The following is a 2,623-nucleotide window of genomic DNA, read 5'->3' on the forward strand; positions in this document are numbered from 1 at the left end:
GTTCAATGCCGGTCCGGTGGTCGAGACGACGGGGGCGGGCGATGCGTTCAATGGCGGTCTCGCCGCTGCTCTCGCAAAAAGCGTCGAGCCGCTGGAGGCCGTGCGCTTCGCCTGCGCGGTCGCCGGCATTTCGGTGACGCGCCATGGCACCGCGCCGTCGATGCCGACGCTGCAGGAGGTCGAGGCGCTGCTCGTTAAGGCCTGAAACCTCCCGCCTTCCATCTTCCGCAGCTCTGTTAGCGGCTCCTTATTCCGGAACGCAACCGAGGCAAGCGCGTTCACCGTCCTGACCGGCAACGCCGATTGGAACGGTTGGATGAAAAGGCCTTACGAAAAGCCCACGCTGGTGAAACGCCAGAAACTCACCGAACGGACGGCCCAGATCCTCGCTTCCGGGGTTGTCCTGGGCGAGTAATTTCCAACGATTAGCGCTAGAGAATCCTGCTGGTCAGCTCCAGCATCGTCGTCGCGCCTTGCTCGCTGCCGGGCATATGCACGACGCGCAGAACCCTGAGGTCTTGGTTCGACCCGTCAACCGGCATCGAAACGCTTTCGCCGACGCGTGGCAATTCCTGGAACGCCAACTCGTCCACATCCCTGGCATCGTCGATGGAAATACGGCATCTCACAGCCATCTGATCTCTCCCGTTTTTCGCCCGAGGGCTGAACGAGACAAGGTTGGAATGGTTCCGAGAAAGGCATCAGCCGGCAAAGCGGTTGCGATACTCGCGCGGCGTCAGCCCCTTCAACGCCTTGAATTGGCGCCCGAAATTGGCCAGCGATCGATAGCCGACCAGCTCGGCGATGTGGGCAATCGGCTTGTCTTGTTCCGCGAGGAGGGCGCATGCTTCGCCGATGCGCAGCCGCGTCACATATTCGACCAGGGTCAGGCGCGTGTGCCGCGTGAACATGCGGTGAAAGCCCGACGGGCTGAGCGCGGCGAGGCGCGCGAGGTGATCGATCCCGAGATCGTCAGTGTAGTGCGCATGCAGATAGTCCAGGACGCGGTCTATGCGCGCGCCGCTCGAGGCGAGAGTGGACTGGGGCGAACGGGACGGCGCCGTAAGCGGTTCGGCCGCGTCGTCCTTGGCGAGCGTCAGCAGCACCGAGATCAGGTCGAGCAGCCGGTCCGCGGGCGGCTTGTCGAAGATCGCTTCGATCCGCGTCCTGACGCGCTCCGTCGCGTCTTGGGAGAATTTCAGCCCGCGCGCCGATCGGTCCAACAAGCCGGCAACCGGCCCCAGTTCTGTCAGAAGCCCGGTCAATCCACGCGCCCATTCGGGCCGGAACCAGATGACCATGACCAGATGCGGCCTACCGCCATCGAGCTTGCTCGTCGACGACCAGGTGTGCGGCAGGTTAGGGCCGAGCAGCACGAGATCGCCATCGTCATAGTCGCCGACATGGTCGCCGACGAAGCGGCGTCCGCGCGAGTTCAGGGTGAGTGTCAGCTCATATTCCGGATGATGATGCCATTCGAACGGAATGGTCGGGTCGCGCGGCACTCTTACCATCGACCATGACGCGTCATCGGCGACGGTGACTTTCTCCAGATATGGCTTCACGGCCGGCCTCCAAAAAATCGCCTCGAACGGCGCTAGGACGACGATGGACGCCAGAATAGTATCATTTCAGGCCTGTCAGGGACAACATGCATGCCCGTCGTTCGGTTAGCCTCATGTGCGGCAAGACAAGGTCGAGGAGGAAATCGATGGCCCACGCGAAAGACATCACGAAGGACGATCATCCGACATCCAGCCGGGCGACGACCCAACTGTCCAAAATCAAGAAAACGCTTCCGCTGCGTGTGCTTTCAGACGCGGATTTCGCACACTGGCAGAAGCGGGCTTCGTGATCGTGCGCAATGCGGTGCCGCAGGAAAATGTCGAGCGTCTCAAGGCGCTGCTTTGGGAATTCGAGGAGAAAGACCCCAGCGATCCGGCGACCTGGGACGTCACCCAGCGGCGCGATTACGCGCTGAAGGAAATCAACAATGCCGGCATGGTCGAGATCTACAACCATCAGTTCCTGTGGGACAACCGCATGGCGCGCCGCGTCTACGACGCCTTCGTCGATATCTGGGACATGGAGGATCTGTGGGTCGCCATCGACCGCGCCAACCTCAACACGCCCAACAAAGGCAGGCGCGCGTCTCCCGGCTTCATCCACTGGGATGCCGATACCTCGCTCGAGCCCAAGCCGATCTCGGTGCAGGGCGTGCTTTCGCTGGTCCACCAGGACGGCGGCGACATCGGCGGTTTTCAATGCGTGCCTTATCTGTTCGAGCATTTCGACGAGTGGGTGAAGACGCAACCCGCCGACCGCGATCCGCATCATCCGGACATGAGGGGAATCGAGGACAGGATCGAGAAGCTCGAGCTTTTCCCGGGCGACCTGATGATCTTCAACTCGCTGCTGGCGCATGGCGTGGCGCCGAACACGTCCGACGACAAGGTGCGGATGGCGCAGTACATCTCCATGTTCCCCGCCGATGACGGCAATCTCGTCGAGCGCGAGGCACGAATCCGATCATGGCGCGAGCGCGAGGCGCCGCAGCGCGCCGGCTTTGCGGGCGATCCGCGCGGCTGGGAGAAGAGAAACGCCGAGACGGCAAAGCTGACGC

At 62.4% G+C, this 2,623-nt stretch carries 4 protein-coding genes and 1 pseudogene; 3 read left to right on the forward strand and 2 right to left on the reverse strand.

Annotated features, from left to right (window positions below; genetic code table 11):
- Positions 1-205, forward strand: a 205-nt coding sequence (locus tag EOD07_RS30055) for a PfkB family carbohydrate kinase (protein WP_245470544.1), incomplete at its 5' end; no start/stop codon positions are given.
- A gap of 111 nt (positions 206-316) precedes the next feature.
- Positions 317-415, forward strand: a complete 99-nt coding sequence (locus EOD07_RS38240; protein ID WP_206519598.1) for a putative RiPP precursor — start codon at positions 317-319, stop codon at positions 413-415.
- A gap of 16 nt (positions 416-431) precedes the next feature.
- On the opposite strand, the gene EOD07_RS30060 is transcribed toward EOD07_RS38240, so the two are convergent.
- Positions 432-635: a hypothetical protein gene (locus EOD07_RS30060; RefSeq protein WP_127237904.1), complete on the reverse strand. Its 204-nt coding sequence runs from the start codon at positions 633-635 to the stop codon at positions 432-434.
- 66 nt (positions 636-701) lie between these two features.
- Positions 702-1,565, reverse strand: a complete 864-nt coding sequence (locus tag EOD07_RS30065) for an AraC family transcriptional regulator (protein ID WP_127237905.1) — start codon at positions 1,563-1,565, stop codon at positions 702-704.
- A 146-nt stretch (positions 1,566-1,711) separates the two neighbouring features.
- Between EOD07_RS30065 and EOD07_RS30070 the strand changes: the two are divergent.
- A pseudogene (locus tag EOD07_RS30070) lies at positions 1,712-2,623 on the forward strand (phytanoyl-CoA dioxygenase family protein); the annotation flags it as partial.

It is taken from the genome of Mesorhizobium sp. M2C.T.Ca.TU.002.02.1.1, assembly GCF_003997225.1.

Bases quoted from the DNA above. Each gene is read 5' to 3' on its own strand.
- EOD07_RS38240 (WP_206519598.1), top strand. From the start codon at position 317: ATGAAAAGGCCTTACGAAAAGCCCACGCTGGTGAAACGCCAGAAACTC.
- EOD07_RS30060 (WP_127237904.1), bottom strand. From the start codon at position 635: ATGGCTGTGAGATGCCGTATTTCCATCGACGATGCCAGGGATGTGGAC.